Origin of the sequence: uncultured Pseudoteredinibacter sp. (genome assembly GCF_947500695.1) — a bacterium.
In the GTDB taxonomy this organism is placed as follows: Bacteria; Pseudomonadota; Gammaproteobacteria; order Pseudomonadales; family Cellvibrionaceae; genus Pseudoteredinibacter.
The window spans coordinates 133,402-158,515 of the sequence record NZ_CANMSS010000010.1 but is presented as its reverse complement, the minus strand read 5'-3'; the positions used below and the strand labels follow the sequence as shown (position 1 = coordinate 158,515).

22 protein-coding genes are annotated in these 25,114 nt (G+C 46.9%); 10 read left to right on the top strand and 12 right to left on the bottom strand.

All coding sequences use genetic code 11. The annotated features are described in order from the left end of the window. Window positions 1-90 precede the first annotated feature (90 nt). The 4 genes from Q1A08_RS17165 to Q1A08_RS17150 form a co-directional block, all read right to left on the bottom strand. Entirely contained in the window at window positions 91-1,098 is a 1,008-nt protein-coding gene (locus tag Q1A08_RS17165) for a DUF2333 family protein (RefSeq protein ID WP_299775166.1), read from the bottom strand. Between the two features lie 75 nt (window positions 1,099-1,173). Beyond that, window positions 1,174-1,608, bottom strand: a complete 435-nt coding sequence (locus Q1A08_RS17160; protein ID WP_299775164.1) for a copper chaperone PCu(A)C — start codon at window positions 1,606-1,608, stop codon at window positions 1,174-1,176. Window positions 1,609-1,661: 53 nt separating this feature from the next. Continuing rightward, complete coding sequence (locus tag Q1A08_RS17155; protein ID WP_299775162.1) at window positions 1,662-3,599, bottom strand: EAL domain-containing protein; 1,938 nt, start codon at window positions 3,597-3,599, stop codon at window positions 1,662-1,664. A 191-nt stretch (window positions 3,600-3,790) separates the two neighbouring features. Then, entirely contained in the window at window positions 3,791-4,495 is a 705-nt protein-coding gene (locus tag Q1A08_RS17150; RefSeq protein ID WP_299775160.1) for a hypothetical protein, read from the bottom strand. A gap of 235 nt (window positions 4,496-4,730) precedes the next feature. Between Q1A08_RS17150 and Q1A08_RS17145 the strand changes: the two genes are divergently transcribed. The 5 genes from Q1A08_RS17145 to Q1A08_RS17125 all read left to right on the top strand — a co-directional run bounded on the left by Q1A08_RS17145 (window position 4,731) and on the right by Q1A08_RS17125 (window position 9,894). Then, entirely contained in the window at window positions 4,731-6,569 is a 1,839-nt protein-coding gene (locus Q1A08_RS17145; RefSeq protein ID WP_299775158.1) for a protein-disulfide reductase DsbD, read from the top strand. A 299-nt stretch (window positions 6,570-6,868) separates the two neighbouring features. Next, window positions 6,869-7,306, top strand: coding sequence for a type II 3-dehydroquinate dehydratase (aroQ, locus tag Q1A08_RS17140; protein ID WP_299775156.1), 438 nt, complete (start codon window positions 6,869-6,871; stop codon window positions 7,304-7,306). Window positions 7,307-7,352: 46 nt separating this feature from the next. Next, window positions 7,353-7,817, top strand: a complete 465-nt coding sequence (gene accB, locus Q1A08_RS17135) for an acetyl-CoA carboxylase biotin carboxyl carrier protein (protein WP_299775154.1) — start codon at window positions 7,353-7,355, stop codon at window positions 7,815-7,817. A gap of 49 nt (window positions 7,818-7,866) precedes the next feature. Next, on the top strand, window positions 7,867-9,210 hold the full coding sequence (gene accC, locus Q1A08_RS17130) for an acetyl-CoA carboxylase biotin carboxylase subunit (RefSeq protein WP_299775152.1): 1,344 nt from the start codon (window positions 7,867-7,869) through the stop codon (window positions 9,208-9,210). A 108-nt stretch (window positions 9,211-9,318) separates the two neighbouring features. Next, entirely contained in the window at window positions 9,319-9,894 is a 576-nt protein-coding gene (locus Q1A08_RS17125; protein WP_299775150.1) for a YceI family protein, read from the top strand. A 62-nt stretch (window positions 9,895-9,956) separates the two neighbouring features. Here Q1A08_RS17125 and Q1A08_RS17120 read toward each other — a convergent pair whose 3' ends face one another. The 8 genes from Q1A08_RS17120 to Q1A08_RS17085 all read right to left on the bottom strand — a co-directional run bounded on the left by Q1A08_RS17120 (window position 9,957) and on the right by Q1A08_RS17085 (window position 19,665). Then, on the bottom strand, window positions 9,957-11,102 hold the full coding sequence (locus Q1A08_RS17120) for an ABC transporter permease (protein WP_299775148.1): 1,146 nt from the start codon (window positions 11,100-11,102) through the stop codon (window positions 9,957-9,959). Beyond that, window positions 11,102-11,836, bottom strand: coding sequence for an ATP-binding cassette domain-containing protein (locus tag Q1A08_RS17115; protein WP_299775146.1), 735 nt, complete (start codon window positions 11,834-11,836; stop codon window positions 11,102-11,104). The genes Q1A08_RS17120 and Q1A08_RS17115 overlap by 1 nt, the downstream gene beginning before the upstream one ends. Continuing rightward, on the bottom strand, window positions 11,829-13,301 hold the full coding sequence (locus tag Q1A08_RS17110) for an alpha/beta hydrolase (protein ID WP_299775144.1): 1,473 nt from the start codon (window positions 13,299-13,301) through the stop codon (window positions 11,829-11,831). The genes Q1A08_RS17115 and Q1A08_RS17110 overlap by 8 nt, the downstream gene beginning before the upstream one ends. Window positions 13,302-13,569: 268 nt before the next feature. Beyond that, the gene (gene mmsB / locus Q1A08_RS17105; RefSeq protein ID WP_299775142.1) at window positions 13,570-14,478 is read right to left on the bottom strand and encodes a 3-hydroxyisobutyrate dehydrogenase; all 909 of its coding nucleotides are present in this window, start codon (window positions 14,476-14,478) and stop codon (window positions 13,570-13,572) included. 38 nt (window positions 14,479-14,516) lie between these two features. After that, window positions 14,517-15,623 (bottom strand): enoyl-CoA hydratase/isomerase family protein, encoded by a 1,107-nt coding sequence (locus Q1A08_RS17100; protein ID WP_299775140.1) that lies wholly within the window; start codon window positions 15,621-15,623, stop codon window positions 14,517-14,519. Between the two features lie 232 nt (window positions 15,624-15,855). Further along, window positions 15,856-16,638, bottom strand: a complete 783-nt coding sequence (locus tag Q1A08_RS17095) for an enoyl-CoA hydratase (RefSeq protein WP_299775138.1) — start codon at window positions 16,636-16,638, stop codon at window positions 15,856-15,858. Then, window positions 16,635-17,801: an acyl-CoA dehydrogenase family protein gene (locus Q1A08_RS17090; RefSeq protein WP_299775136.1), complete on the bottom strand. Its 1,167-nt coding sequence runs from the start codon at window positions 17,799-17,801 to the stop codon at window positions 16,635-16,637. Before Q1A08_RS17090 ends, Q1A08_RS17095 begins: the two co-directional genes overlap by 4 nt. A gap of 358 nt (window positions 17,802-18,159) precedes the next feature. Further along, a complete protein-coding gene (locus Q1A08_RS17085; RefSeq protein ID WP_299775134.1) occupies window positions 18,160-19,665 on the bottom strand; it encodes a CoA-acylating methylmalonate-semialdehyde dehydrogenase in 1,506 nt (501 codons plus the stop codon). 126 nt (window positions 19,666-19,791) lie between these two features. Between Q1A08_RS17085 and Q1A08_RS17080 the strand changes: the two genes are divergently transcribed. The 5 genes from Q1A08_RS17080 to Q1A08_RS17060 all read left to right on the top strand — a co-directional run bounded on the left by Q1A08_RS17080 (window position 19,792) and on the right by Q1A08_RS17060 (window position 25,114). Next, window positions 19,792-20,676: an AraC family transcriptional regulator gene (locus tag Q1A08_RS17080; RefSeq protein WP_299775132.1), complete on the top strand. Its 885-nt coding sequence runs from the start codon at window positions 19,792-19,794 to the stop codon at window positions 20,674-20,676. A gap of 141 nt (window positions 20,677-20,817) precedes the next feature. Next, window positions 20,818-22,977 carry a GGDEF domain-containing phosphodiesterase gene (locus Q1A08_RS17075; RefSeq protein WP_299775130.1) on the top strand — a complete coding sequence of 720 codons (2,160 nt, stop codon included), beginning with the start codon at window positions 20,818-20,820 and terminating at the stop codon, window positions 22,975-22,977. Further along, window positions 22,977-24,239, top strand: coding sequence for a diguanylate cyclase (locus Q1A08_RS17070; RefSeq protein WP_299775128.1), 1,263 nt, complete (start codon window positions 22,977-22,979; stop codon window positions 24,237-24,239). Before Q1A08_RS17075 ends, Q1A08_RS17070 begins: the two co-directional genes overlap by 1 nt. Before the next feature lie 115 nt (window positions 24,240-24,354). Further along, window positions 24,355-24,546 (top strand): hypothetical protein, encoded by a 192-nt coding sequence (locus Q1A08_RS17065; protein WP_299775126.1) that lies wholly within the window; start codon window positions 24,355-24,357, stop codon window positions 24,544-24,546. A 34-nt stretch (window positions 24,547-24,580) separates the two neighbouring features. Next, window positions 24,581-25,114 carry a DUF4136 domain-containing protein gene (locus Q1A08_RS17060; RefSeq protein ID WP_299775124.1) on the top strand — a complete coding sequence of 178 codons (534 nt, stop codon included), beginning with the start codon at window positions 24,581-24,583 and terminating at the stop codon, window positions 25,112-25,114.

The window sequence follows — 25,114 nt, the reverse complement described above, 5'->3', positions numbered from 1 at the left end:
AAAGAGATGAGAAAAGGTTAGGAGGGTTTAACGCCCCGCGAGACAAAACATGCCTCGCAGGATTTAAGCAACTGCAATATGCAGAAAAGTTTAGCCTTTAGACAGCAGCTCACGTAAATCAATAATAGCGGCATTTGCGCGAGAAATGTATGAAGCCATTACCAAAGAGTGATTGGCTAACATACCAAAACCACTGCCGTTGACGATCATTGGGCTAAGAATAGGCTCTTGCGCCGCCTCAAGCTCTCGAATAATTTGCTGCAAACTAACTCGCGCATTTTTCTTTTCTAGTACATCAGCAAAGTCTTTATCCATAGCTTTCAAAAACTGCAAGAGTGCCCAAGTTGAACCGCGAGCCTCATAGAATACATCATCAATTTCTAACCAAGGCGTTTTCACTTCTAACTCAGCTGGCGCGGGGGTACTCTGACTGGCATTTTCCTCACCGGCCAAATCAGTATTAATACGTCGCTGCCCCACACTAGCACTGAGTCGCTGAGACAAACTACCTAGTCGAGTTTCAACAGTGCGCAACCAATTGCGTAAATTATCTGCCCTTGCAAAAAATTGTGCGTCGCTGGCGTTGTCATCAACCAAACGATCCAGGTATTGCTGCAAGTACATGGTCGCTTCTTTGTACTGTTTTTCAGAGGCCGGCAACATCCAGCTATTGTGATCAAAATTGAAGCGAGGTTCCGCTAAGGCTAAATCTACATCCTCGGTAGACTGTGACTGCGAGCGACTAAAACTCTCACGCATAGCCTTACTTAAATCACGCACTTGAATTAATGCGCCGTATTCCCAGTTTGGAATATTATCCAGCCACACCCCTGGTGGAACAATATCATTGGATAAAAACCCACCCGGCTTATACAGTAGAGTGTCTGCAACACTAATCAATGTTTTAGTCGTCTCTACACCGGTAATTTTGGAATTCTGTAAAGCGCGAAAGCGTACTTCGCTATCCTTAGATAAATAAAACTCCTCACCTGGCTCGGAGCTCCAATATATGCCTAGCACCACAGTCACCAGCAGGAAAACTCCTAGGATAAAACCCGCACCTCGAAACCAGGCACCCCCATTTGCTGAATAACTCATTACTTAGCTCCTTAAATTAAAAGCTCGGATTGTATTAAAAAGCTCCAATTGAGCTTTATTCTCTATACAAACCGATTAATAGGCTTTCACCTCTACCGTGGCATCGAGTACCTCGCCGTCAGCGTTGTTTAACTGCACAACAAAGGTATCTCCAACACGAAGCGGCTGCTTAAGCCCAAATAGCATTATATGGTATCCGCCAGGCTGAAACCGTAAAATTTTGCCAGGCTCTATTTCCAGCTGCTCCACCTTGCGCATCATCATCATGCCGTCTTCATGTATATGACGATGAAACTCGGCAGATTTACCCAAAGAACTGCTCACAGAGGTCAATTTGATAGTTTTACTACTGCTGTTTTCTACGCTCAAATACACCACAGCGGTGCTCTGCCCAGGTGGTAAGGGGCGGCTATAGGCCTCTTCTACCAACTCAAGCGCAAAGGCAGGCCAAGCCAGAATAGCCAGCACCAAGAAAGGGATAACACGACATATTTTTAGGGATGAGCCCATAGCATACTCCGTTATTATGGCCGGAGTATGCTCTAGGCTATATGAACTTGAGCTTACAACGGCTGATCACTAGGTCGACCAAGATAATAACCCTGACCACCATCTAGCCCCAAATCCTTTACGGCCTGCCATTGTTCTTCGGTCTCAATCCCCTCAGCAAAGAGGGTTAAATCACAGCTACGCGCGATCTTAAGCAAGGTTTCCACATAGAAGCGGCTATCAGATTTAGGATTCATGCTGTGGGTAAAGCGCATATCGACCTTTAGCATACGCAGATCAATACTCTGCAGATGCATAAATTCACTGCCCGCCACACCAAAGTGATCCAAGGAGACACCCGCACAGGCAGGCCCTAGGCGCTCGACCACAGTACGCAGCACTTCTTCGTCCGCTTCTAGCATTTGTGCTGGTAACTCCAACTGTAAGCGTTCGGCAAACTGAGGGTTACTCTTTAAAAAGCCTTCCAGCCAAGGCGCGAATTTATCGTTGTGCAATGAATTAGGAGATAGGTTCACACACAATATTGAGCCACCGGCTGGGCTTTGCTCGGCCAGCATTTCTATCAATACCTTGTCCAAGTCAGCACTTAAGTGGAAGCGCTCCACCATTGGCCAAAATACACCTGCCGTTAACAACTCTTCGCCTTCTTGCAAACGACAAAGCACTTCCAGATGAACCAAGCCGCCATCGATCCCGTACACTGGCTGATAGTGCAAAACAAAAGCACGGCGCTCGATGGCTGAAGTAATCATTTCACCCCACTCGTGAGCAGGACGTGCAGATTCAGCTGTATCACGCTCGGCTATCGCCCAATTACCACCACCTTCACCATGATGCTGAGCTTGCCTCAAGGCCATATCGGCTTGCGAAAGTAGATTATTTTCACGTGCGATGGATTCTGAATGGGCAGCACCAATATAAGGCGCCAGCTCTTTGCTTTGATACCAACTACGGCGAGAAAGCGCATTAATTAGCTCGGCAGCTAATGATTTAGATTGCTCCTCATCGACTTCCGGGACAAATATCGAGAAATCCGCACCGGAACGTCGGCCAACAATGGCATCGTTCATGGTGACCACTTCAGCGAGAGTTTTGGCAATGGATTGCAAACATTCATCACCCGCCTCTCGGCCATGACTGTCGTTGTATTCGATCAAGCCCTGGATTTGCAGCAACAATAAGGCACCGCGATTACCACTACGCTCAGATTCGATATAAGCCGTCATGCGGGCATCAAAGTCACGACGATTTGAAAGCTGAGTAACAGGATCCAAGTGAGCTTGCTTATACAAACTCTCAGTAAGCCCAACTTGCTCCTGAAACATACTCTGAACCTTTTGTACCATGCGGTTCATGGCCGTTACTACGCGACGCAGCTCCACCGTTTTGGGCAGTTCATCCTGTACGGGGAATTCACGACGGCAAATGGCTTCAGCCTGACTTTCCACCTCGCTTAAGGGGCGTAATAGATAACGCAAACCAAGGCCTACAACACCATAACAAACGACCGCGGTGATGAGGAAAATATAAATGTATTGAATGCAGACACGCCAGAGGTCTCGGTAGGCATAGCCAGGATTACCAACAACAACTACATTTCCGAGGATTCGCCAACCACTGACCACCTCGGCTTGACCAACCGGTTCAGGCAAATCAATGATGCTGATAAACCAATCAGGTATACCTTCAACCGCTATGGGCAGCTCACGATGAATAGCTGGTTGATTGTCGACGCTCTTGCGAAAGACAATATTACGATAATATCCACGGTCGAAGATAACATCGACTAATGAGCGAACTTGCGCATCATCAGCCTGTGCCGCCGGGCCAGACAAGGTTAAAGCCAAGGAAGTAGCGGTATCCTCAGCATGGTTTTGCATTTGCTCATGAAAATAGAGCCGCGCATTCAAGACACTAATGACTAGATTCACCGCCAGCAGGGTACACATAAGCACACTAATGGCGATAATTAATTGTCGAAACAAAGTCACTGCGGTTTATCCCCTATGATTTAGCTCCCCAAAGCCATTTTGGGCTTGAGCGTATCATCCTCATATCGGCCAAATAGGCAATCTCCTTAAGGATTCAATTTAAGCATAGAAGAAAAACCCAGCTTAACCGCCAGGACCTCCAAAAACGGCACTTGATTCAACCTGCGCCATTTTTGAGCAGCAAGCGGGATTTAGGGCGACTCCAATTTAACCTGGGGTTGTCGACCGCGACGAATATCTCCCCGCAAACGAAAGCCTGGCAAGGCCTTCTTCATCTGTAGATAGATCCAGCGCCCATCGGCATCTGTAGGCGCACTGATAATAGCCAGCAAACCATCCATCTTGGCCTTCTGGGCAATTAGCTGCAGATATGGCTGTAGACTATCGTCTTTAGACTTTAGGGCTTGCGGGTCAATTAAAAACAGATTGTCATTCTTGGCTGATTGCCCGGGGTTGGTTTTCACCGCCGCAGGCACATTTACCTTCTGCAGGTTACCCAGCATTGTCTTAGCTGGTGCATTATCCGGATCGATCGATAAAGCCCTACTCAACCAAGTCTTAGCCTTTGAGATGCTTCCCTTAGCCGCCGCCGAGCGTGACATTTCCACATAGCGCAACGGGATCATTTGCAGACCTGATTTTGCCTGCACATTGGCCGGGTCGAGGTTAATAACTTGGCGATACAGATCAAAGGCATTGTTACCTTTGGGGATGGTCAGTCGATTGGCGGCAAGAGCCTTTTCCGCTTCATTTAATAAACGCTTTACTTCAGCAGCCTTGCCATCAGCTTTCGGAGCTTGCTTGACGACAACAGGCTTCTTCACCGCCACAGGCTGTGGCGCCTGGCAAGCCACTAACGCGAAGGGCAAAAGCAGCAGTAGGCTTCTAAGATACATGAACAGCTCTTGTGATACTTTTTTGAGTTAAGTTTTAATAATTACGGGTGGGTACACGCTTTATTAGTCGTATAATCCCTTCAGATTGCGAGACTGTGCAACAAAGCGCTGCACAAAGCAAACGCTAAACAGCAAAATCCTGCTTTGAAATGACTCTATCAAAGCACTACCGTCGAGCAGATCAATACTGCTACCGACAGCTGATTACAGCTAAGAAATTTATAGAGATGGTTTTATGAGCTTTAATAAACGCCTTGCTAGCTTCCTCAGCATGCTAATGCTTCTTAGCGGATTGGCACTAGCCCAGGAAGATAAGGCACAAAGTCCCTTTGCCGCCGAACCAATGGTAGAGCCCATTCTGGAACAAGCTTCCAGCAATACCAACCAAGCTCAATCCAGCTTTTCACTTGCCCCAAGCGAGCAGAGTTCAGCTTTAAACTCAGCGTTTACCGTCAACAGCAGCGAGCAAGTTGATTTCCTTCCTATCGAAGAAGCCTATCAGGCCAGTCTTAGCCTTAAAGACAAGACGATATTTCTAGACTGGAAAATTGCCGATGGCTACTACCTCTACAAGGATCGTTTCAAATTCCAGAAATGGCACGATCAGCAAAGCCAAACGCTTAATGGCAAATTACAAAATGGTAAGCGAATTTTTGATCTAGCTTTTGAAAAAGAATTAGAGGTTTTTTACCACAACACCCAAATTGAGATTGCAAGCCCAGCTGGAGATCACAGCGAGTATCAGTTAGCAGTGGAGTTCCAAGGCTGTGCCGATGCCGGCTTATGCTATCCACCCCATACGCTGTGGTACACAGTAAACACCGACAAGGGCTCAATCACTAGTAGTCCTGCTCCTTCACAAGTAGTAGCACCAGATTCTGGCCAGCCCTCTAATGACTCGTGGTTGGCAGCGATTATTTTTGCTTTTTTAGGTGGCTTGATCCTAAATTTGATGCCTTGTGTATTCCCAGTTTTATCCATCAAAGCCTTAAGCCTAGCGGAAGCCAGTAACAGCTCAAGCAATAAAAAATTACACGGCTGGAGCTATACAGCAGGCGCAGTACTGAGCTTCGTGCTAATTGCCGGCATCATGATGCTTTTAAAAGCCAGCGGGCAGACCATAGGCTGGGGTTTTCAGTTACAGTCGCCAATCTTTGTTAGCCTGTTAGCCTACCTCTTTTTTGTCATGGGCCTTTCTTTGGCTGGCTTTGCAGAGTTTGGTAATCGCCTAATGGGAGTCGGCCAAGGGCTGACTCAGAAGTCAGGCTATCAAGGCTCGTTTTTTACCGGCGTGCTTGCCTGCGTGGTAGCTAGCCCCTGTACGGCGCCATTTATGGGCAGCGCATTAGGCTTTGCCCTAGGCCAGAGCCCTGCCGTCGCACTTTCTGTTTTTGCAGCTCTTGGCTTTGGCATGGCTGCCCCGTTTTTATTACTGAGCTATATACCTACGCTTGGCAAGTATTTGCCAAAACCCGGCGCCTGGATGGAGACCTTAAAACAAGCCCTAGCCTTCCCAATGTTTATTGCGGCTATCTGGCTCTTGTGGGTATTGGGTCGCCAAGCTGGTGGTGATGCGATGGCATTGGCGCTATTTGGCCTAACGCTGCTATCGTTTGCCCTTTGGCTATTACGCTATAAAAGCGCGCTAAACAAAATACTGAGCATCGCAACTATTGCACTGGCTCTCACACTTCCATGGGTAATGGATAAACTCTCCACCCAATCTGCAGAACCTGCGAATGGGTTCTGGCAAAGCTATAGCAAAGAAAAGCTTGATGGCGCGCTAAGCAAACAGCAATCTGTATTTATTAATGCAACGGCCGCTTGGTGCTTAACCTGCTTGGCCAATGAGCGTATAGCGTTTACCGAAGCTTTCGAAAAGCAGCTTGAGCAGCAAGGCACACTAGCCATGAAAGCAGATTGGACGAACTACGACGCCCAGATCACTTCCTTACTGCAAAGCCATGGTAGAAACGGTGTGCCTTTATACCTTTTTTACCATAAAGGTCAGGTGCAAATACTTCCTCAACTGCTCACAGAAGAGATATTACTCTCTTCCACCAAGACTAATTAGCTAGATCGGCGCTTTTAAGCGCCTTTTCAATGCCACTTTAAGGCAACTTCCCAGAAGTTGACCAAAACATAGGCTAAAAACCCAGAAAAGCATTACAACTTCTCCGAAAAGATACACTTCTTGCAAAAACACAGCATATGCTCGACTTTTGCATGAGAAAAACAAAGCACAACTTCGCCAATCTTGTTGGCATCTTCGTCAAAACACGGGTTTTTCGCCAATCACATAGACATCCGCCCAAAAATCGTGCACACTGCCCATATTCATCTGATCAATAATCACAATAAAGGGCAGCCGCTATGGCCACCATCTTGGTTTTACATGGCCCAAACCTGAACCTGCTTGGCACTCGCGAGCCGGAGATTTACGGTCACACAACTTTAGAAGACATCAATCAAAGCTTAAGCGCACAATGCAAAGAAGCTGGCCACCATCTAATGGCCCTGCAGAGCAATGCCGAATACGAGTTGATTGAACGTATTCATGATGCCCGCCGCGAAGGAGTTGATTTTATCATCTTCAACCCGGCAGCCTTCACCCATACCAGCGTTGCACTGCGTGATGCGCTGGCTGGGGTAAACATCCCTTTTATTGAAGTGCATTTATCTAATGTGCATCAAAGAGAAAGCTTTCGACACCATTCCTATTTTTCCGATATTGCTGTGGGCGTTATATGCGGCCTTGGCGCCAAAGGCTATGAACTAGCTTTGGATTGGGCAATAGAGAATGTAGCTTGAACCAACACAACCGTTTTTAACGACAGAACAATTAGCGAGTTTAAACATGGATATTCGTAAAATTAAAAAACTGATCGAGCTGTTAGAAGAATCTGATATCGGCGAATTGGAAATTAAAGAAGGCGAAGAATCAGTTCGCATTAGCCGCGGCTCTTCTTCCATGCAAACCGTTTCAATGATGCCTGCAATGGCTCCAGCCGCTCCGATGCCGGCCGCTGCTCCAGCTGCCGCTGCAGCCCCAGCCGAAAGTTCCGAGCCTGCCGCTCCGGCTAGCAACACCCATTCGGTTAAATCGCCAATGGTTGGAACCTTCTACGCAGCCTCAAGCCCAGGCGCCACGCCGTTTGTGAAAGTAGGCCAGCAGGTTAAACCTGGCGATGTGGTTTGTATTGTTGAAGCCATGAAGATGATGAACCAAATTGAAGCAGACAAAGCCGGCATCATCGAAGCCATCTTGATCGAAGATGGCGAGCCAGTTGAATTTGATCAACCTCTGGTAACTATTGTTTAAATCGACTTCCACCCTAAGCGATAAACAATAGCCCATTGAGGAAACATTTATGATACAGAAATTACTCATTGCCAACCGCGGTGAGATTGCACTACGCATTTTGCGTGCCTGTAAAGAAATGGGCATTAAAACTGTAGCGGTGCACTCGAAGATTGACCGCGATTTGAAACATGTGCGATTGGCTGATGAATCAGTTTGCATTGGCCCTAACCCATCGCCAGAAAGTTATTTAAACATTCCAGCTCTTATCAGCGCCATGGAGATTACTGACTCTACAGCAGTACACCCCGGCTACGGCTTCCTTGCGGAAAATGCTGACTTTGCAGAGCAGGTACAAAAAAGCGGCTTTACCTTTATCGGCCCCGATGCCGATGTGATCCGCTTAATGGGTGATAAGGTTTCGGCCATCTCAGCCATGAAACGCGCCGGCGTACCAACCGTACCGGGTTCTGACGGCCCACTACCGGAGCACAAAGAAACCTGCTTACGCATTGGTCGCGATGTCGGTTATCCGGTTATCATCAAAGCTGCCGCTGGCGGCGGTGGCCGAGGCATGCGTGTTGTTCATGAAGAAAAAGAGCTGATCCAATCGATCGCCATTACTAAAGCTGAAGCAAAAGCGGCTTTTGGTGACGATACTGTCTACATGGAAAAGTTTTTACAGAACCCTCGCCACGTAGAAATCCAGGTTATGTCCGACGGACAGGGTGGCGCCATTCACTTAGGTGATCGCGACTGTTCTTTGCAACGCCGCCACCAAAAAGTTCTTGAAGAAGCACCAGCACCAGGTATTCCTGATGATGTACGTGCCGAAGTTCAGCAATCTTGTGTCAACGCCTGTATCGAAATTGGATACCGCGGCGCTGGTACTTTTGAGTTCCTATACGAGGGCGGTCGCTTCTATTTTATCGAAATGAATACCCGTATTCAGGTTGAGCATCCAGTTACCGAAATGGTGACCGGTGTCGACTTAATCAAAGAACAGATTCGCGTTTGTTGTGGCGAACCACTCTCTTTGAAACAAGAAGACATTGTCATCAAAGGGCACTCATTTGAAGCACGCATTAACGCCGAAGATCCAAAGTCATTTTTGCCGAGCCCCGGCCGTGTAACTAACTTTCACCCGCCAGGTGGGCTAGGTGTACGAGTAGACTCACATCTATACAGTGGCTACTTGGTACCGCCTAACTATGACTCAATGATCGCTAAGTTAATTACTTTTGGCGATACTCGCGAAGAAGCTTTGCTACGTATGCGAAGCGCTTTGGATGAGATGATTGTCGACGGCATCAAAACCAACATTCCGCTACAACAGGAATTGGCACGCGATCGAGCATTTGCCGAAGGTGGTGTGAACATCCACTACCTTGAGAAGAAACTAGGCTTAAGCTAAGTCAGCTTTCTTCTAAATACGCAGCACCAAAAAGGGGCAGAGCCATAGGTTCTAGCCCCTTTTTTCTGCTATGCTGCTTACAAAGTAACAATTATAACGGAGAATAATATGAAGTACTGGATGCTAGCCCTGTGCATTCTACTTGCCCCAAAACTCTTTGCTGGGCATTACGAAATTAATCCCGAGCTATCTGCCCTTAACTTTGCCACCACCAAGAAGCAATACATTATCGAGCCTGCCACCATTAGCAAGCTAAGCGGCGCGCTTGATAAAAACGGGAAATTTGTCGCCCATATCGACTTAAAAAACCTAGACACCATTAACCCTATTCGTGATGGAAGACTTAGAGATTTATTTTTTGAGTACGACAAATACCCATCGATTGAAATTAGCGCCCATATTGACCCACACAGTCTCCCCAAAACCGGTGAGATAAAGTCGATGTTGGTGAAAGGGACTTTAAAGATTTGGCAAGGCAGCAAGGAGTTAGGTTTAGAATTACTAGTCGCCAACACCGGCCGCCGCTTAATGGTTAGCAGCCGTAAAGCCGTACTTGTTTCAGCAAGCGACTTTGGCATTCCAAACTCAAACCTTAACAAGTTAGCCGGCACTGTAGGCAATATTGATATCGCCAGCTCTGCGGCGGTGAATGTACAACTCATAATGGACTTAAAGGCCGACTAATCGAAGTCTAATAGCTTTCTGGCCCCCCCAAGTTTAGGGAAGCCAGAAAGCGAGTAGCGACGCTATAACGAAAAGACCGTTTTCTCGCTACTTAACAACTTCATCAGCGCAGCTACCAGCGCGCCCGTTAACAGCAAAGTGATTGCCGTCGCCATCAGCAGTGAATCCCAAGGCAGCACATTTCCTTTTACCACTTCCATCAATGCTTTTTGCTGCCCAGAAACCGGCAGCCAGCGTAACATGTCTGGGCCAATGTCATAGCCTGTGACCATGGCCATACCCATTGGCAAAATTAAAACAATGGTTAAATAGGATTGCGCCTCTTTAAACGTTTTTGCCATAAAAGACACAAATAACTGCATGCTGGCCGCCAGCAAAGCCAGAGGAAAACTGAACAGCAACATATATAAGGCGAAGCGGCCATCAATAATGACATTGGCGCCCAGCTCCTGCCATGGCACATAGGCATAAGCTATTTTCGACACCAACAAAATCATGCATAAACCAAATAGCGCAAAGCTACTTACCGCCAGCAGCTTACCCAGGACTAAATCACTTACGCGAATGGGCAAACTCAGCATTAATGCAAGAGAGTTTCTTTCGCGCTCACCAGCACTAGTGTCAATGGCCAAGTTCATACCAGAGATAAACACGGCGTAAATCATCATAAAGATAGCAACACCAATAATGAATCCACCTTTTGCCTCTGGCTTAGCAGTATCCTTAGCCTGCACATCCAAAACCCTGATAACTTCGGGCGAGACACCTCGCGCAATTAAACGTAACGCTGCGACTTCCCTTGAAAAGCTTCTAAGCTCCCGCTGTAAACGTCGAATCGAGCTGCGCAAATTATCGTTTGAGAAATCGGCCGTTATAGTAAGTGTTGCCAACTCTCCATGCTGCATGGCATACAAATAGCCGTCATCGATCGTTAAAGTGATGGCTTTGGTACTCTTGCCTTCCGGCAAGGCATCCTTAGAAAAAATATCCTTACTCTGCAAATGACGCATTAGCTCTGGCGCTTGTTGCGGATTCTCAATCGTAAGATACAAGGCACTGGGACTCGAAAATTTATCAATCATGGCGATGAACAAAATACACATGATCAAAGGGGTGCCGATAGAATATGACAAGGCCGCCATGACTGATCGTCGATCACGTATGGCATCCTTCATTTCTTTTTTATAAATCTTTATCCAAGCGGTCATTATGCAGCAATCCCCTCATCTGAACCGATAAGACTTATGAAGGCCTCTTCTAAACTATCTTGCTCTGTGCGCTCACAAAGTTCAGCCGGGCTCCCCTGAGCAATTGCTCTGCCAGCGGCCATCACCACCACTTCATCACATAAAGCGGATACCTCTTGCATCACATGAGATGAAAATAAAATACAGTGCCCGTCGGCTTTAAGGGCAAGCAGCAAGTCTCGCAGAGTTCGCGTACTCATTACATCAAGCCCACGGGTGGGCTCATCAAGTACAATATTTTGGGGTTTATGTACGATCGCTTGCGCCAAGGCCGTTTTCATGCGCTGACCTTGGGAAAAGCCTTTGCAGCGACGATCAGCGATATCCGACATTTGCAAACGCTCAATCACCTCTTCACAAGCGGCGCTCGCCGCTGAACTTGCAAGGCCATTTAACTCAGCAAAGTACTGAATATACTCCCGAGGGCTTAAGCGTTCATACAAACCAAAAGGGTCAGGGAACAAGCCCAATCCCTTCTTAGCTTTTAGAGGATTCTCTTTCACATTAATACCATCCACCTTAGCCCAACCATTATCGGCATCAAGCAGATTAAACAATGTTCTGAGGCAGGTCGTTTTACCGGCACCATTTGGCCCTAACAAACCGGTTATCTTTCCATCGCCTGCACTGAAGCTCAGCTGATCCAAGGCCTGAACATCGGCAATCTTTTTACTTAAATTGTGCACCTCAATCATCAGCAGATTCCTTCTCTGTTACTGCGGCCGAAGCTGTATTGGCATTTATAAAAAAGCCTCGCTCCCTATCTTTTTCAACACAGCTCACATCGAGCTCATCCAACTTAGGATTGCTGATAAAAGCAGTGATCAATTCATCAGCACAGGTATGCCCCGCTACTGCATGAGTGCCATTAGGGAAGACGATATGTCGACTATGACTTAGCTGTTCAATCATTGTCTCGGCCCACGCTGGCGGTGTCGCGGGGTCATATTTTCCGGACAACAACAATGTAGGAATATCACTGTGCAAAGGCTCTGCAAAATCTGCAACATCAGCCTCCAGCTGCCAAATCGGACAGGCAATATCCAATGCGGCAATCATATCCTCGCCAATTAAACTTCCCTTCAAGGCTTGCCTATCTTGCTCTGTTAATCTTGGCCAGTCCTCTGCACAGACCACCGCTGCATGCATGCCCATCGCAAGATCAAAACCAGACATGGTCAAACCAAACAAGCCAAGCACAGGCCCGCTATCACCAAGCTTTAAACGATCAATAGCATAAGGCAGTAAACTCCTGGCCTGCTGGCTGTATAGCGCTAAGCGTAAAATTCCATTGAGCTTTGATTTCGTCAGGCGCAGCGCGGCTCCTTCTGCCGATATCGGATGCTTTACGCCTTGCAACAGGGTTTGCCCGCCAATATTACTCAGCAGACTTTCAAAATCTTGCCTGAGGTTAGGAAAACGATTATGGCAAGCCGGCTGGAGCTCACACTGCTTTAGCATTAGCTCCATAGAGTGGTCTACAGATTCGCCCACTGCAAGAACATTTTGCTGCAGCGGCACAAGACCGTCCATGCTCGCTGTTGCGATGACATTAGGATGATGACGCATATACAGCTGCACCATACGAGTGCCATAAGAAGTGCCAAACAAATGCAACTTTTCGTAATTTAGCTTTTTACGAATAGCTTCAAAATCAGCAAGCGCTTGGCGGCTAGTATAGCCATTTAGATCGACTGCCAAATCATCTTTGCAGCGCTGAGTCTCTTTAGCGATGTCCATACTCTGATCGTCAAAGGATAACTGCTCTAGAGAATCCATTTCATCGCAATGCAAAATGTTAGAGCGCCCGGTACCACGCTGATCAATCAGTAAGATGTCTCGCTCTCGCCGCACATCGCTTAAGGTTTGATTGAAGTGAGCGGCCAAATCCATTGCCGACTGCCCCGGCCCCCCAGCAATTGCAAGTACAGCCTCCCCAGGAAAATTATCCCTCAGCGCAGGCAGTACCGCATAGTGCACGGCAATTGTTTTTTCGCCACCGACCGTCTCTGGGCGAGTAAGCTCACCACAAAATACTTGATCAGATAAATTGGGCAGATAACAGGGTTCAAGCTTTGCTTTTGGCACAGACTCAGCGAGCGCAGAGCCAGACAACAGCACAAAGCAAGTAGCCGCCAAGCGACTAAGCATTGAGGACATAATGTAAACCTTGTAAGAATTGTAGGCTAAGTGCCATGTATTAACTTGATACGGGCTTTTAACCTTGATATTAGACTACGAGTCTTGATAGTACTTGGCCAAAAGTAAAACGGCAAACAATCAAGCGGTGACTAATCGCACGAAAAGGAACGCCACTTAACCGTATTAGTAAAAGAGGATATTCGAAATATTTAAAGATGTGGAAAAGCGACGTATTAAATCATGTCAACATGTAGCAACAGCTTAATACGCCACTCAATAAGGTAGGCTACCTTGCAAACAACTCAAGGATAGAAGAGAAGTCTTTCGCACCCTTGTCACTTTGATCGCTGTTTTTATGCAAGCTATACAAATTACGCGCCGCAGCACCCATTGGGGTGGATGATCGGCTTGCCAAGGCAGCCTCCATCGCCAAACCCAGATCCTTCAACATCAAGTCAACCATAAAGCCGCCCTGATAATTGTTGCTGGATGGAACCCCCTCCATCACCCCAGGAACCGGGTTATATTTTTCGAGGCTCCAATTACAACCAGAGCTCTTAAGCATAATATTGGATAAAACGGCTGGATCTAAACCATTATCCATACCCAGCTGCAAGGCCTCCGCAGTGCCTGTCATATGAATAGCCAACAGCATATTATTACAGATCTTAGCCACCTGCCCTGCGCCCGCATCACCAGCGCGGAAAATATTAGCTCCCATGGCCTCAAGCACAGGTTTAGCCGCTTCACAGGCTGACTCCTCGCCACCACACATAAATGCCAAGCTGCCAGCCGCTGCCGCAGCAACACCACCAGACACCGGCGCATCAATTGCCGCAATCCCTGCATCAGCTGCCGCAGCGATAAGATTACGGGCATTTTCTGGCGCGATAGTCGAGCAATCAATAATCAAAGCATGTTTTGCTATCGATGAAAGCAGCTTGTCATTGTGGATATATAGGTTTTCAACAATTTGCCCATTGGGCAGCATGGATACGATCACATCAGCAGAGGCCACCGCATCAGTCGCGCTATTGGCAACCGCGCAGCCATTAGCTTTAGCTTGATTTAAAGCCTCGGCCGACAAATCAAAAGCGGTAACCGTAAAGCCCGCCTTTACTAGGTTGGCCGCCATACCCGCGCCCATATTTCCTAAGCCAATAAAGGCAATATTTTTGCTCATAACTTTCTCCAAATTAGGATACTTTGGCCTCGAGTCAACGCTTAGTCGACTTAAAGGTGGCTTAAAGGATCATCATCAAAAGGAACGAAAAACTCTGCGACCTCAGCGGCGGTCACATCGGCAATGTTTTTATGTTGCCAGTTGGGCTGACGATCTTTATCAATCAGTAGCGCACGCACACCTTCTTTGAAGTGCCCCTTCGCCGCACAATGACGCGACATAACTAGCTCCATACGAAACACATCAGCCAAGCCTTTATGTGCTCCCTCACGCATTTGAGCGACGACCAAATGCGGCGTAATTGGACAACCATTACGCAAGGTACCAATGGCACGCGAAAGCCACTTATCTTCCGTTTGATAATCCAAAATTTGCTGACAGATTTCAGCAGCGGAGTCGCCATCGCAAAGCTGATTAATCAAATCATAATTGGGGCGCACATTAGGCTCTGGCATTTTATCTTGAGACTTGGCCTCGTAAGCACGCAGCACTTTATTAACTACCGCTTCCGCATCAGCAGCCCAATCCGCAGCCTGCAAATCTGCCAGCACATTGGCACGATACTCATTAGCCACCAAACGATCTGCCAAGCCAACAAACTTAGCATCTGCCGCATTGATATTGGCGCCGGTTAAACCGAGAAACAAACCTGTATTACCCGGAGCGTGATTTAGAAACCATGTGCCGCCCACATCAGGGTACAAACCAATAGTAACCTCCGGCATGGCCATACGATTGGTTTCTGTCGCTACACGATGACTCGCAGCATCCATTAAACCAAGGCCGCCCCCCATCACAATTCCGTGGCCCCATAAAATAATAGGCTTCTTGAAAGTATGCATGTGATAATCCAATGCATATTCACGCGCGAAAAAGTTTACACAGTAATCGTTTGGGACCGCCTCGCCGTAGGCAGCGCTGCCACCATGCAAAGCGACAACATCACCGCCCGCACAAAATGCCTTATCGCCAGCACCCTGCAAAAACACACAGGTAATTGCATCATCTTCTTCCCAGGCACTAAAACGCTCTTGCAGTAAATCGATCATCTGCAAATTAAGAGAGTTAAGGGATTTTTCAGCATTTAAAGTTGCCACGCCGATTTTTTTACCAGCCGCCGCTTCCAACTCTTCAAACAAAACAGATAATTCAGCCATCATCGCTTCTCAGATTTAAATTCAGATCTATTTCCATTCGCCCGTCAGCACGGACCAGCCAGACCAAAAGAATGAAATTTTTACCGTGGGGAAAAATGGATTTAGGGGTGTAATTTAGGCCCGAGAGCAAGGAAGCACTGCGCACAGAGAAGGCGCGCACACGAAGTACGCAACTGAACGAGCACAGCGCTGACGCCGCCATCGGGCCTAAAGTGCGCCCATAAATCCATTTTTAGGCGTTTTTCCAATCGGGAGCCCGCTTCTCAATAAAAGCCGCAACACCTTCTTTCTGATCTTGTGTATCCCACAACTTCACAAAGGTCTCACGCTCTAAAGCTCGCGCAGAATTCATGGTTTGGCTACGAGCCGCCATAATGAGCTCTTTACAAACTCGCACGGAAGTTGGCGATTGCTTAGCAACCTTCTCCGCCAGCTCTACGGCTTTATCAAGCGCAGAGCCAGTTGCTACTACTTCCTGAACCAAGCCAATCTGCTCAGCTTTTTCAGCCTTAACACGCTCACCCAAAAGAATCATTCGCTTCGCCCAAGCTTCGCCAACCAACCAAGGCAAGTGCTGCGTACCTAAACCACCAGGCAACAAACCTACGGCCGCTTCTGGCAAGGCCAGCTGAGCTTGCTCCTCACAAACACGGATGTCACAGGCCAAAGCTGTCTCCAGACCACCACCCATGGCAAAGCCTGTAATCGCTGCAATCGAAACACCTTGATAATCCGCTAATGCTTCAAATGCTTCACCAAAGGCGCCAATAAATTCAAAGGCCTGACCTTTGTCATCATGATTAAAGCGATTTAAATCGGCACCAGCCGAGAAAAATTTTTCGCTTTCGCTGGCAATAACTAGAGCATAGTTATCTTTATCTGCATTTAATTCTTCAACCTTAGCCTTTAGCTCACGTAGACTTTCTGGCGTCCAAGTGTTGGCCGGAGGATTGTTCATGGTGATAATGCAAGTATGACCACGCGTTTCGTATTTTAATAAACCTGTTTCACTCATCGTATCGACTCCGTTGCTCCGTCCTGCAGAATGCGGCGAGAAACCAGCATACGCATAACTTCGTTTGTACCTTCAAGAATTTGATGCACACGGGTATCACGAACATAACGTTCGATGGGATACTCGCGTAAATATCCATAGCCACCATGAATTTGCATGGCTTCATTACACACTTTAAAACTAACATCTGTGGCAAATTGTTTAGCCATCGCACAGTAGGTGGTTTTATCGGGATGATTATTATCTAGCTTAAAGCCAGCCAATCGAACCATTTGTCTTGCCGCCACCAACTCAGTTGCCATATCGGCCAACTTAAATTGCAGGGCTTGGAAATTTGCCAAGGGCTTTCCAAACTGGCTACGCTCATGCATATAGCGCTGACTTGCTTCTAGCGCTGCCTGAGCCGTACCTACTGCGGTCGTAGCTATATTAATACGTCCACCATCGAGCCCCATCATAGCAAACTTAAAACCTTCACCTTCTTTGCCAAGTAGGTAATGACCAGGGATTCTAACATTTTCAAAACTGATGGCACGGGTAGGCTGAGCATTCCAGCCCATTTTGGGCTCATTCTTTCCGTAGCTCACACCTTTAGCATCCGCAGGAATTACAAAAGCGCTGATACCCTTTGCACCATCATCCTGGCTACCTGTACGCGCCATTACTACCAAGGCTTTGGTGCTGCCGGCGCCAGAAATAAACATCTTGCCGCCATTAATTATGTAATCGCTGCCATCTTTTTTCGCGCTGGTACGCAATGAGGCAGCATCACTTCCTGCATTAGGCTCTGTTAGGCAATAGCTTACGAGGTGCTCACCGGTCACTAATGTCGGACAAAATTCCGCTTTTGCCTGCTCAGTACCCCAGTTGGCTATCATCCACAAGGCCATGTTGTGGATTGATATAAATGCCGCCGTCGCCGTGCAACCTCTGGCCAGTTCTTCCAGCACAATTGCTGCATCCGTTCGCTTCATGTTCATGCCACCGACTTCTTCGGGACTATACATGGCGCAAAAACCCATTTCACCCGCTTTGGCGATAGTCTCTAGTGGGAATGTCTTTTCTTCATCCCACTCGGCCGCATTCGGCATTAACTCACCTTCCGCAAATGCTCTTGCAGCTTCTTGGTAAGCCAGTTGATCTTCGTTTAAATTAAAATCCATAGCTTTTCTCTTGGTGGATTTTTCAATACTAGCAAGTGGCTATCGGCCGTTTATCTAGAAGAGCGTTGGTGGAATTAGGTCGCCGTGAACCCATCCCTGGGGGCTCACCTTCAGCTTCCATGCTGAAGATGCCTAATTCCACCAACGCTCCTCTAGACAAACTACAATGTGCAATCATTGAAGCTACAAAAAGCTCTCAGACTGCAATTAGTTTCTAGAGTTTGCGGTGTTGATTAGCACCCGCAACCGTCTTCGGGAGGGACCCCGAAGGCGAGCCCCCAGGGATGGGTTTACGGCGAGTTGCGGGTGCTAATCAACACCGCAAAACTCCTACCACCCAACTCAAATTGCCCAACAATTACTTCATAGTAATCGTCATATTCAAAGCAGCTTCCTCTGAATCATCAAACCAACGCTCAGTAATCGTCTTAGTTTCCGTATAGAAACGTACCGCCTGCTTACCATAAGCATGCTGATCACCCATAAAGGAACCGCGCCAGCCAGTGAAAGAGAAGAAAGGCAGCGGCACAGGAACAGGAACGTTAACACCTACCTGGCCAACCAAAATCTCGTGCTTATATTTACGCGCAGCGCCACCACTGCCCGTAAAGATAGACGTACCATTACCATTTGGATTGTTATTAATTAGCTCGATCGCCTCATCCAAAGTATCGACATTAATTACACACAAAACCGGACCGAAGATTTCATTCTTATAAATCTCCATATCCGTCGTTACATTGGTAAAAATGGTAGGACCAACCCAATTACCGTCCGGGTAACCTTCTACCGTACAATCAGAGCCATCCAAAATGCAGTTGGCGCCTTCTTGCTTACCCTTCTCGATAAAACTTAAAACACGATCGCGTGCTTGCGGATTAATTTGCGGACCATAGGCAGCTTCTGGATCATTCCAAGCACCCGGGCGAATTTTCTGAGCTTCAGCTTTCAGCTCCTCAACCCACTCATTGCTCTTACCCACGGCAACCACAACAGAGATAGCCATACAACGCTGACCCGCCGCACCAAAACCGGACCCAACAAGATTATTAATAACCTGCTGCTTATTAGCATCTGGCATCACAACCATATGATTCTTAGCGCCTACCATACATTGAACACGCTTCAAATGATGAGTACCGGTACGGTAAATGTGCTCACCTACAGCGGTTGAGCCCACAAAAGAAATGCCCTGAATTTCAGGGTGAGTTAGCAGCGTATCTACCTGCTCTTTACCACCGTGAACAACCTGCAACACACCCTTAGGAGCGCCAGCTTCTTCGAACAACTCAACCAAACGAGTCGGCGTTAGCGGATCTTGCTCAGAGGGTTTCAAAATAAAAGTGTTGCCGCAGGCGATTGCCAGAGGGAACATCCACAAAGGAATCATAGCGGGGAAGTTAAATGGCGTAACACCCGCAAACACACCAATCGGCTGAGTTACCGAAAAGCAATCAATGGTGCGCGCTACGTTTTCAACCGTCTCTCCCATCGTCAAGCTGGCAATATTACAAGCGTGCTCAACTACCTCAATGCCACGGAACACATCGCCCTTAGCATCTTCAAAAGTCTTACCGGTTTCTTGGCATAGGATTTCAGCCAACTCATCGTGGTGCTCTTTAAGTAGCTGCTGGTACTTCAACATAATGCGAGCACGCACGGGCACTGCCGTGTCTTTCCAGGATTTAAAAGTCTCAGCCGCCGAAGCAATGGCGCGAGCCATCTCATCTTCCGTGGCACAAGGTACTTGGGTAAGCACCTCTTGAGTGGCCGGATTTGTTACCGGAATCAACTGCTTAGATTGGCTTTGCTGCCACTCACCCTCAATAAAAAGAGGTACTTGGGAAGGGAATTTAAAGCTCATAATCACCTCGATGGTTAGATATTGCGTTATTGAGTCTAGTTAAACATAGCTATAAGACCCAATTCGATTGATTATATTGGCTTTATGATGGACTATATTGCTGTTATTTAAGTAAGACAAAATTCTATGCCAATTACCTCAGACTGGCCCCTGCAGCCTCAAGCTACACGTTTTCTAACTCCCCACGTGTTGTTTGAATGGCTGATGATCAACCCGCTAACCAAAGGCGCCTACCCGGTAGCAATGGGTTATTACCCAAGTGCTCTCGGGCACTATATGGAACGCCAAGATCATGATAATCAGTTGCTGCTCTATTGCACCGCCGGCAAAGGTTACCTCCAGCTGGGGACGGGGCCTACACAGAGCATCACCCGAGGACAATTAATAGCCCTCCCCAAGGGACAAGCTCATCGCTACTGGGTCGATGAACAGATGCCTTGGTCGGTATATTGGCTGCATTTCGACGGCGAGCTAGCCGATCAATTAATGGGGCTACTGAGCCCAGCCCAAAGTGGCTCGATTCATGACATAGGCACCAAGCCTCAAGTGCTGGCGGCGTTTGAGTCGCTCTTTGATGTGCGCTATACCGCCACCAGCCGCACAGCTTTTATTCATGGCTGCCACCAAACCCAGCAACTGATAAGCCTATTGGCCCTACTCGCTCGCCAGTCAAAATTAGACAGCAAAAAAGCCATCAATATGGAGAAAGTTGAGGCCTTTATGCAACAGCACCTGCACAGTAACTTTAGCCTTGATGAGCTAGCAAAGCATATGCGCCGTAGCAAATTCCACTTCAGCAAAGTGTTTAAAGAATTAACCGGGCAATCGCCCATGCAGTATTTTATTGCTCTAAAGATGCAGCATGCCTGTCGCCTACTCGATAGCTCCGATCAGTCCGTTAAGCGGATATCTGCCAGTCTCGGCTATGAGGATGCCTACTATTTTTCGCGTCTGTTTAAAAAACAGATTGGCCTATCACCCAGCCAATACCGCCGCAGCCGCCACCAATAAAAACATCAGCTTTGATATGGTTAAAAGAAATATTAACTATAACTAATTAGACAGTATCTAAATCATCATACATACTTTCTTCACATCAGTGCTTTCACATGATTAGCCGGTATTTGATCGTAGCTAAGTATGAATATAAGTATGAATAGAAGTGGTTTAAACCCTGAATATGTCAGGGTTATCTCAGAAATCAGTCAGTTTACTGGAGCCGATTTTTTAAATCAGCTTTCACAGAAACTTGCTGGCCTAATAAAGGCCCAATATGTATACGTGGTCACTCTAGACAGTGCTTTAGAGAACGCCAGTGTCATTGCCGGCTATGAGAATGGTCAGCAAGCCAAAACTATAAACTACCCACTTGAAAACACTCCCTGTCAGCAGCTCGCAAGCCATGGTAGCTGCGCCTACAACTTAAATGTTCAGCAGTGTTTTCCGCATGATCACCATCTCGTCGACATGCAAGTACACTCTTACATCGGCAAGGTCTTACTCGATAGTCTAGGGCAAAAAATTGGCCTGGTTAGTGCACTGTATGAATCCGAAATCCCAAACCCAGATTGGGCTCACGATGTCTTCGACCTTTTCTCGGTTCGGGTAACCGCTGAAGTAGAGCGACATTTGCACCAATTGGCGCTGACCGAGCAATTGCTGGAGTTGGAGCAGCGAAATCGTGAGATTAATTTATCGAGCAGCATACTTCAATGCGCCCATGATGGTATTTTAATCGCAGACCAGCAGCAGAAAATTCGCTCAGTTAACCCCGCATTTGAAACACTATTTGGCCTAAACCAATCTCAAGTAATAGGGCAGCATCTCAATACCGATATGCTTGAACTCCCGCCCATTATCGAAGAGATAAAAAGCGCAAGTGGCGAACTAAAGCAGCTTGAAACCAATATTATTGGGATTTACGAGAACGATAAAGATACAGCAAGTTTTTTTGTAAAGTTCTACCGAGACATCACCGAGGAGCAGCGCAGCAAAGCACAATTGCGATACCGCTCGACTCACGATGAGCAGACCGGCCTATTACGACGCCAAACCTTTCTAAGAGAATTAGAGCCTGTACTTGAGCAGCTAGGAAGAACAGGTCAATGCGGCGCCTATATTCATTTTGATATTGACAACTTCAAGTCGATCAATCAGTTCTTTGGCCATCAAGTCGCCGACGATGTAGCTAAGAGCTTCGCCTTCGCACTAAAAAATCATTTCGAAGTAGAAGAGCTGATTTGCAAATCGGGTGCAGATGAAATCAGCTTGTTCGTTCAGAACAAAAACCAAATTGAAATTGCAGATTTAATCAAAGAATTCAGAGAATTCGTTCGCGAAGAATTTTCAGCTCCTGGCTTTAACGGCAATATAACTTTTAGCTCGGGCGCCAGCCTATTTCCAGAAGACGGCGACCGCAGCAATACCTTACAAAGCAATTCAGCGCTGGCCCTGCAAAGGGCGAAATCAAACGGCCGCAACACCCAAGTTTTTTTTGATCAGCAGATAAAGCAATCTAGCGAACGTTTTCAAAGCATATATAAACGCTTAAGCGAAGACGGCATCAATCAACGTATTTACCCTGTCTATCAAGCTATCGTGTGCCTAGATAGCCGAAAAGTAATGGCCTTTGAAGCTTTGGCAAGGTGGCAAGGCGATGAGCAGAGCCGCATCAACCCACAAGAATTCGTTGAGGTTTGCGAGCATACCGGACTGATACGTGATCTTGGCGATAAGATGTTTAAGGATGCCAGTGAATTTTTATGTCGAGTACGACAAGAACTGGGCTATGAGCATTTATGCCTTTCAGTAAATCGCTCACCAGCCGAGATTTTAGATCGCAATGATATCTGCAAAAAATGGCTAGAGGTTCTACAAAGGAATCAGCTAAACGCACAAGATATACAAATTGAAATCACTGAAAACTTGATGATCAATGAACCTGAGCATGCACTACGAGAGTTAAAAAAGCTTAACCAAGCCGGTTTTGCGCTTTCTATCGATGACTTTGGCACAGGCTTCTCTAGTTTATCTTACATTAATCGTTATCCATTCTCTGCTTTAAAAATCGATCGATCATTTGTAGCCGATATAGAGCATGATGAGTCCAGCCTCGCCTTAGTCGAGTCTATTATCAATATTGCCAAAACGTTTTCCTTAACAACAATAGCCGAGGGTGTAGAAACCAAGGAGCAGGCTGATATTTTGCAAAAATTAGGTTGTGATAAAGCACAGGGGTTTTACTTTCACAGGCCCATGGAAGCAGATTTGTTCTTTAGTTTTTTATCGAAGAACCCCAAGATAGGTATTTAGTGTTACGTGGTATCTCGATTCGTGCTCGCCTACTTTGGTACAGCATCGCACTTTCAGCAATTATCATTGCCTCATTGGTGGGTTTACATAATTCAGCCTTAGAAGCCGTTGAAAGCACTGCCTTGCAATCAGCCCGCGCTATGGCAATGACAATGAATGCCGCCCGAATTCACTACAATAAAAACGTGGCGAAGCCCCTGAGCAAACAAAATGATATTTATATTGGGGCGGATTATCATGGCAAAAAACTAGCGCTGCCAAATCCGGCAACCTTCACCATCGAAGTTGCTGAAATGGTTAGCCAACAGCAGCCCAATATACGCGTTCGCATGTTTAGCGAGCACCCCTTCCCCAACCGAATTAAAGATGGCGGCGCGAAATCAGATTTTGAAAAACTCGCCTTACAAAAGTTTCGAGAACAAAAAGCCGCTGGCAAGGAAATTGAAGCTGTATTTAAAAGTTCTCATCAAAGTAACAAACTAAGCTTTGACTATGTTGAACCACTGGTGATGCAAGAAGGCTGTATTGGGTGCCACAATAGCTTGCCAGACAGCCCTAAAACCGATTGGAAAGTCGGCGATATACGTGGAGGTCTCTCGATACACCACGCTATGGTAAACACTCCATCACTAAGCAAGCTGGAAAATATAGCCAAACTGAGTATATTTTTAATTGCAGCCAGCTCTATATTTATGTTGGTTTGGAGCTATAGACAATCTAAGAAGCAGCTGCAAAGTAGCACACAGGATTTCCTTAAAATTGCTAATAGTGATCCTTTAACTGGTTTATTGAACAGGCGCGGGTTTGAAGAGGCCCTGCAACACAGCTGGGGCGAACATCAACGCCACCGCCAAGATATCTCGGTTATTTATTGCGACCTTGATAATTTCAAATCCCTCAACGACAAATATGGTCATGCCAGTGGTGATATGCAGCTAATTGGCGCGGCCTCCTTGATCCGCAACACATTACGCCAAGGAGTTGATTTCGCAGCAAGAATAGGCGGTGATGAGTTTGTCATCGTACTCAGCAACACCAATCTCAAAGGTGCCGAGAAAGTTGCCAAAAGGCTAATTGATAGCAGTCGGTCCTACAATGGCGAACACCCCATGCTGTGGAGCCTAGGCGTAGCCAGCAGTAAAGTTTTCAATGCTGGCAACCCCAAGACATTAATCAGCAAGGCAGACCAAGCCATGTACCGAGCAAAGTCTTCTGTGCAGGCCAGCTACCACGTCCACCAGAACGATTCTGATTCTGCCTAGGACGGCTGATCCGTAAAAGCGGACACGTTTATCTCCCTCCCTAACTTACACTATTCCCATGTTAAAGAGCCCTGTATCCACAGGGCTCACCAATCACCTCAATTTGGGAAGAGCCATGACAAATTTCTGGAAAGTAATCGGTGTCTTGCTGCTAATCTGGGTCGTTTACGACCTATATGCTGGCTACACCATCCTACATGAAGTTATCTACCGAGAAGAGTCACCAACACTCTACTGGGGTGGTTTAGGCCTTTGGTTAGTATTAGCGATTAGCTGCTTTTACTCCTGGGAAAGCGAAGATTATTAACATAGCGTAACTTGATAAAGTTTTAGGAAGTATTATGAAAGCCTTAAAATATTTGATCTTGGCAACACTAAGCGTAGCTCTAGCAGCCTGTAATAAAGGCAATATTCAAAGTGATTATGACACCGCAACCCAGTTCAGTGAATTTAAACGCTTCTACCTAGTATCCTCAAGACAAAGTACTTTACGGGATACCCAAATTACCGAAATGGAGTTAAAGCGTGTAGAGCGCGCCATAGCGAGCCAGATGAAGGGGCGTTTCGACGAGGTTTTTAATCCTCTTGAAGCCGATATTATTGCCAGCTATTACCTAGACTCCGGGAAGCGCGACGGCATGAGCCTAACCGGTAATTACAGCGGCAGCGCTAATAGTGGCTCGTGGAGAGCCAAAGCAAAAGAAACAGATAGCCTAGAGCCCGAGCTAATTATCGACTTAAACTCCAACAAGAGTGGAAAGATGTTATGGCGTGGCAGTGTAAAACTAGGCAAGGCCAGTAAAGCCAAGCCAGAAGCACGTCAAGCGCTTTATGAGGCTGAAATTGCCAAGTTGCTGCAAACGATTCCAAAATAG

Bases quoted from the DNA above. Each gene is read 5' to 3' on its own strand.
- Q1A08_RS17110 (WP_299775144.1), bottom strand. From the start codon at position 13,301: ATGTCCTCAATGCTTAGTCGCTTGGCGGCTACTTGCTTTGTGCTGTTG.
- Q1A08_RS17085 (WP_299775134.1), bottom strand. From the start codon at position 19,665: ATGAGCTTTAAATTCCCTTCCCAAGTACCTCTTTTTATTGAGGGTGAG.
- Q1A08_RS17065 (WP_299775126.1), top strand. From the start codon at position 24,355: ATGACAAATTTCTGGAAAGTAATCGGTGTCTTGCTGCTAATCTGGGTC.
- accB (WP_299775154.1), top strand. From the start codon at position 7,353: ATGGATATTCGTAAAATTAAAAAACTGATCGAGCTGTTAGAAGAATCT.
- Q1A08_RS17100 (WP_299775140.1), bottom strand. From the start codon at position 15,623: ATGGCTGAATTATCTGTTTTGTTTGAAGAGTTGGAAGCGGCGGCTGGT.
- Q1A08_RS17125 (WP_299775150.1), top strand. From the start codon at position 9,319: ATGAAGTACTGGATGCTAGCCCTGTGCATTCTACTTGCCCCAAAACTC.
- Q1A08_RS17090 (WP_299775136.1), bottom strand. From the start codon at position 17,801: ATGGATTTTAATTTAAACGAAGATCAACTGGCTTACCAAGAAGCTGCA.
- Q1A08_RS17075 (WP_299775130.1), top strand. From the start codon at position 20,818: ATGAATAGAAGTGGTTTAAACCCTGAATATGTCAGGGTTATCTCAGAA.
- Q1A08_RS17150 (WP_299775160.1), bottom strand. From the start codon at position 4,495: ATGTATCTTAGAAGCCTACTGCTGCTTTTGCCCTTCGCGTTAGTGGCT.
- Q1A08_RS17120 (WP_299775148.1), bottom strand. From the start codon at position 11,102: ATGACCGCTTGGATAAAGATTTATAAAAAAGAAATGAAGGATGCCATA.
- Q1A08_RS17060 (WP_299775124.1), top strand. From the start codon at position 24,581: ATGAAAGCCTTAAAATATTTGATCTTGGCAACACTAAGCGTAGCTCTA.
- Q1A08_RS17115 (WP_299775146.1), bottom strand. From the start codon at position 11,836: ATGATTGAGGTGCACAATTTAAGTAAAAAGATTGCCGATGTTCAGGCC.
- Q1A08_RS17080 (WP_299775132.1), top strand. From the start codon at position 19,792: ATGCCAATTACCTCAGACTGGCCCCTGCAGCCTCAAGCTACACGTTTT.
- accC (WP_299775152.1), top strand. From the start codon at position 7,867: ATGATACAGAAATTACTCATTGCCAACCGCGGTGAGATTGCACTACGC.
- aroQ (WP_299775156.1), top strand. From the start codon at position 6,869: ATGGCCACCATCTTGGTTTTACATGGCCCAAACCTGAACCTGCTTGGC.
- Q1A08_RS17165 (WP_299775166.1), bottom strand. From the start codon at position 1,098: ATGAGTTATTCAGCAAATGGGGGTGCCTGGTTTCGAGGTGCGGGTTTT.
- Q1A08_RS17160 (WP_299775164.1), bottom strand. From the start codon at position 1,608: ATGGGCTCATCCCTAAAAATATGTCGTGTTATCCCTTTCTTGGTGCTG.
- Q1A08_RS17145 (WP_299775158.1), top strand. From the start codon at position 4,731: ATGAGCTTTAATAAACGCCTTGCTAGCTTCCTCAGCATGCTAATGCTT.
- Q1A08_RS17095 (WP_299775138.1), bottom strand. From the start codon at position 16,638: ATGAGTGAAACAGGTTTATTAAAATACGAAACGCGTGGTCATACTTGC.